Source organism: uncultured Kiloniella sp. (assembly GCF_937128705.1).
Classification (GTDB): Bacteria; Pseudomonadota; Alphaproteobacteria; order Kiloniellales; family Kiloniellaceae; genus Kiloniella.
The window spans coordinates 1-4,326 of the sequence record NZ_CAKZMP010000393.1 but is presented as its reverse complement, the minus strand read 5'-3'; the positions used below and the strand labels follow the sequence as shown (position 1 = coordinate 4,326).

Sequence of the window (4,326 nt, the reverse complement as noted above, 5' to 3'; positions counted from 1 at the left end):
CGGCGACCGCCGCGCCCCCTCGCAGCCGTCGTCGACGCCGATCTCACCCCGACGCCCAGGTGTTGACGCTGTTGAGACGGGGGTGGGGGAGGGGCTCGCCGGTGCGCGCCCCGGCGGGCGGTCTATTACGTCTGTTCAAAAGTGCAGGCGATGAGGTTAAAAAAGGTGACATTCTCGGCGTCGTATCCGACCCCTTTGGCGAGATCGAAACCGAAGTTCTTTCACTGGAGGAAGGCTTGATTATCGGGCGAACGAATTTGCCCGTTATCAACGAAGGAGACGGCATCGTCCACATTGCCAAGATCAACCGCAATGCAGACGCCGTAGCGACAATCGACAGCCTGACCACTCAACTAGAACAAGACCCCTTATTTGACGAGGATGAAATTATATAAGTCTGCTTTTACATTACGTTTCAAATACTTATAATAGAAAATTGGATCGGGGCATCAGACAGGGCACCCTGTTTCATCACAAGTGCCTTTTTGCTCACTCGATCCCTTTGATTTTTTACGCAGACTGTGGTCATGGCTTTGCCCCTCTCTTTGATCAGATTTAGTTGGTTTTTCTTGGATCAAGGCCATAATCTCAGCCCCCAATTGCAGATCTGACATTGCGCCAAATTTTTGTCGTCGAAGCCGTCCCTGACGATCAATTAACATCAAGCTTGGTGTGCCCTGTAAATGATAACGCGCCATGGTTTTAGGGATAGGACCACTTGTTGAAGCCTCATCAATCCCAACAGGAAAAGTAATTCGATATTCATGCAAAAAGGCCTTAAGACTTTCTGGCCCCATCGCTGCATGATGCTCAAAAACAGTATGTATCCCCAACACAACAAGATCGTCTGAAGAGAATAATTGATAAGCTTTTTGAGCCTGAGGCAGGCCATGCTCTACACACCCAGGACAAAGCATTTGAAAAGCTTCGATCAAAACAACTTTTCCTAAGCATGTCTTCAACGTAATATCAGATGTCGTGTTCATCCATTGGGACATCTCTAGCTCCGGTGCTTTTCGCAACATATTTTGCATTTTGTCTCCTAATTTCTAATTCCGGCTTTCATTCTGGCTTTGCGGTATATGACCAGCCCACCTGCACCAAAATTGCTCTCTAAGTCTCATGATTTCTTATATCGCAGTCCCTGCGCAGAAAGCGTAATTTTCCTTTTCTGGCAGGGAATGCTTGATAAGCTCTCGATGTTCAATCTAGGTTGCCTTAATTGGAAATCAGTTTTGTCTCCCCCTTTTTCATGATGATACCGGGGAATGACAAATCACCGGATGCCACATCATGTGCCTGATTTACACAGAGCAAGGGGTTTTCACTGCCCTCTTCCGATACGTTGAGGATAGCCGTCATTGCGTCGAAATGTGCCCCTTCAGCACCTTTTACAGGCAAAGTTACCTTGAGCTGGTTGTCAAAAAGGATCGGGCTTTGTCCGGGTGCATCCAAGGCTATTGGTAGGTCGGGCATCGTTGCTGGTACAATATCTTGCCCCGGCGAAATTTCTCGTACCTTGAACCCTGCGCCACATGCTTCATCCTGAGCAAGAACCGCCCAGTGCGCGTGCCAGGTTTTGCCATCATTCGCCGGATCACCATCATTATTTTCATCATAAAGCGGCGTATCATCAAAATCAGGGTGTGACGTTATCGCCAGTGCTAGAATACCGGAATTCGGGGTAAACCCCACGCCAGAGGGATTGATTTTGGTCGGCCAGACATATGCAAAAACAGATGAGCCACGAAACGCGCCTGTCGCTTCTGGTGTGATTGTTCCAGTCTTTCCAGCCAACTCCATCAAGAAAGTTGCCCAACGGCCATCCGTATTGGCAGAGACCTTGATGATATCAAAGGGCGGTGTGATATCCTGACTTACAGGGCTTTCGATATCGTGTGCCCTTGCTTCAGTGCCGAAAAATGCCTCTGTCCCCATAAACGTCCCCGCCACGAATGTAACAGATGCCAGATAAGTGATTTTTTTTACAATAAGGTTTGTCATGATTTCGTTCTCCACCACAAAATAGTATCGACTCGATACAACTATACACATAACATATCTCTCTCCACTTGCAAGAATTGTTTTTAGTCGATACTATTAAAGAATGAGCAAACCAAGACAATTTATCAGCTTATTATCCCGCCTTTCCCGTTTGATTAATCACGATGGTCACGCAGGGGGGCTCAAACCCGCACAGTGGGATGCTTTACGTTATCTGGACCAAGCCAATTGCTTTTCTCGCAATCCCAGCGCCTTGACGTCTTATTTGGGCGCAACAAAGGGCACAATATCACAGACCTTGATGTCACTCGAAAAAAAGGGGCTTGTTGTTAAAACCCAACACCCACAAGACAAACGATCTGTAACTCTAGAACTAACGGGAAAGGGCGAAAACCTTGTTCAGGAAGATGCGCTTCAGCCCTTTCAAGAAGTGCTAACCACTCTCCCCGTCGATGATCAGAACAACATAAGAAACGCTCTGGAAAAACTTCTCCTCGTCAAACTCAGAAGTGACGGGAACAAGCCTTTTGGCATTTGCAATACCTGCCGACACTTTAGAAAAAGCTCTCCCCTTGGCGCGCCAAATTTTTGTGATCTACTCAAAGAGCCTTTAAGCCATACCGAGAGCGACAAGATTTGTGTAGAACAAACCCCGACTTGATTTTAAATTCTCAACCATAAATAAATCGCCATTGCATCCTCATCAAAAGAGGCGCAAGCTATGGCGTCATTAAGCTCTGCTCCCATGCAGAGTTTTTGTCTGTTTACTGAAGAAACAGACCATCTTGTCCATACGCCCCTACTGGCGCCTGTACTGGTTCTTTCTAATCCGCTTGATCAGAACCAGTCTTTGTCAAATCCAGCTGTTGCCCTACGATTGCCCCGACAATCGCCAGAGCCAACTTTTGAATTAACAAAGATCTGACATTGCTCACCTAACAGGCCGTCAATCCACCAAGACCTGTGTATTACAGGCCGCCACGTCCACCCCGCCTTACTCTATTGACGGGACAGAATAACAAAGGATTTTTGTCACCATGCAGTTCGTACCCGAACGCATATCAACCTATTGGGTAGAAGATCTCCTTCCTGAATGTTCCGGACGATGGAAGAAAATTCCCGGTAATATTCGCGGGGCCATTCTTGTTCTTCTCGCGACCCTAAGCGGCTCTATTATGGGGGCTTTGATCAAGGTTATCGGGCAACGGGTGCCTGTTTTTGAAATCCTTTTCATCCGCCAACTTTTTGCCCTGATGATGGTTGCACCAATCATCATAAAGTCAGGCCCCAAAGCATTTAAGACCAGCGTCTGGAAACTCTATCTCTTACGCGGGGCCTTTTCCTTTATCGCCATGAGTGCCGGGTTCACCGCTGTTGTCTATATGCCCTTGGCAGAGGTAACAGCCATTGGCTTTGTTCGCACCCTGTTCACGACCTTGCTTGCCATTGTTTTCTTGCGCGAAGTGGTCGGCATTCGCCGCTGGTCGGTCACCATTATCGGCTTTATCGGTGTACTCGTCATTGTTCGCCCCGACACAGGGGAGTTCAATATCTACGCCATTCTGGCAATCATCTCGGCCTTTTTTGTTGCCGCGATTATGATTATCCTACGCAAGGTTTCCCAGATAGATAAACCCTCGACAATTATGGTTTACCAGTCCCTGCTTGTGACCTTGTTTATGGCTGGACCTGCCTGGTGGTATTGGACCGCCCCGACCCTAAACGAAGTATTGGTTATTATTCTGATCGCATCTTTACTATCAACCATGCAGTGGTTTTACATTCAAGCCTATCGCGTTGCCGAGGCCGTGACCGTTGCTCAGGTAGAATACGTACGCCTGCTGTTTGCCACCGGGATCGGTATTCTCTTTTTCTCAGAGATCCCCACCCTCTGGACACTTCTCGGTGCTAGCATCATCGTTGGCTCAACCTTCTACACCGTCCACCGTTCCGCGGTACGTAAAAGAGAGCGAGAAGGAAAAGACAAGCTATAAAGCCAATTTGATCTTCGACTTTAGATATTTATTGTCTTTTTACTTTAATAACATAAGACTAAAGATATCTTTTTTTGCGGTAGGATCTACCCCCGTGTCATCAGATAGAACGGCATATCCGGTACTTTGCATGCAACAAACAAGGCAAGCACATGAATGAACATATCCTGATGTCTTACGATTTTGACGGTAAAGGTGGTGGTCAGGAAATATTTGATACTGATGTCATCAGCCAAAAGTTAAGGGATGATAAGCTTGCTTGGATACATCTGGACCTTAACCACCCCGATACGCAGCCGTGGCTGGAAAAAGAAATTTCTTATCTTGA

The 4,326-nt window shown here is 47.2% G+C and carries 6 protein-coding genes; 4 read left to right on the top strand and 2 right to left on the bottom strand.

Translation table 11 applies throughout. From position 1 onward, the window contains the following. The first annotated feature begins 101 nt into the window (after positions 1-101). Positions 102-395 (top strand): hypothetical protein, encoded by a 294-nt coding sequence (locus tag Q0241_RS20575; RefSeq protein WP_299380959.1) that lies wholly within the window; start codon positions 102-104, stop codon positions 393-395. Positions 396-449: 54 nt separating this feature from the next. Here the strand turns inward: Q0241_RS20575 and Q0241_RS20570 are convergent, their stop codons facing one another. Both Q0241_RS20570 and Q0241_RS20565 read right to left on the bottom strand, forming a co-directional pair. Beyond that, positions 450-1,034 carry a redoxin domain-containing protein gene (locus Q0241_RS20570; protein ID WP_299380958.1) on the bottom strand — a complete coding sequence of 195 codons (585 nt, stop codon included), beginning with the start codon at positions 1,032-1,034 and terminating at the stop codon, positions 450-452. Positions 1,035-1,218: 184 nt separating this feature from the next. Continuing rightward, positions 1,219-2,004 (bottom strand): hypothetical protein, encoded by a 786-nt coding sequence (locus Q0241_RS20565; protein WP_299380957.1) that lies wholly within the window; start codon positions 2,002-2,004, stop codon positions 1,219-1,221. 103 nt (positions 2,005-2,107) lie between these two features. Here Q0241_RS20565 and Q0241_RS20560 point away from each other — a divergent pair, with 103 nt between their 5' ends. From Q0241_RS20560 to Q0241_RS20550, 3 genes are all read left to right on the top strand, one after another. Further along, positions 2,108-2,665: a MarR family transcriptional regulator gene (locus tag Q0241_RS20560; RefSeq protein ID WP_299380956.1), complete on the top strand. Its 558-nt coding sequence runs from the start codon at positions 2,108-2,110 to the stop codon at positions 2,663-2,665. Between the two features lie 60 nt (positions 2,666-2,725). Next, positions 2,726-2,929 (top strand): hypothetical protein, encoded by a 204-nt coding sequence (locus tag Q0241_RS20555; protein ID WP_299380955.1) that lies wholly within the window; start codon positions 2,726-2,728, stop codon positions 2,927-2,929. A 112-nt stretch (positions 2,930-3,041) separates the two neighbouring features. Further along, a complete protein-coding gene (locus Q0241_RS20550) occupies positions 3,042-3,998 on the top strand; it encodes a DMT family transporter (protein ID WP_299380954.1) in 957 nt (318 codons plus the stop codon). The last annotated feature ends 328 nt before the right edge of the window (positions 3,999-4,326 follow it).

Excerpts from the sequence above, each read along its gene's own strand:
- Q0241_RS20570 (WP_299380958.1), bottom strand. The coding sequence starts at position 1,034 with ATGCAAAATATGTTGCGAAAAGCACCGGAGCTAGAGATGTCCCAATGG.
- Q0241_RS20565 (WP_299380957.1), bottom strand. The coding sequence starts at position 2,004 with ATGACAAACCTTATTGTAAAAAAAATCACTTATCTGGCATCTGTTACA.
- Q0241_RS20560 (WP_299380956.1), top strand. The coding sequence starts at position 2,108 with ATGAGCAAACCAAGACAATTTATCAGCTTATTATCCCGCCTTTCCCGT.
- Q0241_RS20555 (WP_299380955.1), top strand. The coding sequence starts at position 2,726 with ATGGCGTCATTAAGCTCTGCTCCCATGCAGAGTTTTTGTCTGTTTACT.
- Q0241_RS20550 (WP_299380954.1), top strand. The coding sequence starts at position 3,042 with ATGCAGTTCGTACCCGAACGCATATCAACCTATTGGGTAGAAGATCTC.